Genomic DNA, 948 nt, shown 5'->3' with positions numbered 1-948 from the left:
CATTTATTATCGTTGGATTATCAGGGTGTATAGCCGAGGAATATGACTTTTCTCCCCCTACGGTTACATTATCGGCCAATGATGTTTTGGATGTTGAACTGAAAGAAACTAATGTAGATTGGCGCGGCGAAGAAGGAAAACAGTACAGAAAGGAAAAACAAATACAAGGAATGGTATAAATAGAGCTAAAAAGCAGCACCAGCTAGCTGTAGCCCCTGAAGCACCAGGGAATTTAAGGTTTGACAGCGAAGATTTTCTTGTTAACAACAATAGAAATTACTAAAACCCAATCTCTACAAAGAAGTTGGGTTTTAGTAATATTATAATATATCTACATGAGAAGTCACCTATTATCATTAGTAAGCTCTATAGAAAGATCTTGTCCAGATATTTTTCGACTTACGTATGAGAATAAAAAAGTGCTAACTACAAGCATTGATACTACTACAGAAAGAATTGTTTTATAACCTATAACAAACTTCCCTGGATCCATTAATAGCAGAATTAATGTCACTAAAAGTCCCATTACAATTCCACATATTACTCCAATCGTAATATATAAATTCACCTGTGAAAGAATGACTTTACGAATGGATTTTGGCGTCATGCCCATCGCGCGTAAAACAGCAAATTCTTTTCGTTTTGAATAAATATTATTTGCCAATGAATTAAATACTCCTGCCATGGTAGAAACAACCAACGTGGCAATAACAACTATAAAAATTCCCCAGCGCTGATAAAACATTTCATTTGCTTCGTTAACAGATTGATCATAGCTGCTTACCTTTAATTCGGGATACTGACTTTTTAAACCTTCAATTTCTTTTACAGCGGCCTTTACATCGGTAGCATCTATGTATAGGCGGTAAAAATCTACATCTTTAAACTTGTTGTTTTTCCAATCTAAAAATGCTTCATTATTGTCAAGAAGGTGATTAGGTATAGCTG

At 34.7% G+C, this 948-nt stretch carries 1 protein-coding gene; it reads right to left on the bottom strand.

Annotation, left to right across the window (positions count from 1 at the left end):
• Positions 1 to 343: 343 nt before the first annotated feature.
• On the bottom strand, positions 344 to 948 hold a 605-nt coding region (locus AC1DRF_RS29765), incomplete at its 5' end, for an ABC transporter permease (protein WP_477742540.1).

It is taken from the genome of Priestia sp. P5_B4 (genome assembly GCF_056400385.1).
This window is presented reverse-complemented; position numbering and strand designations above follow the sequence as displayed.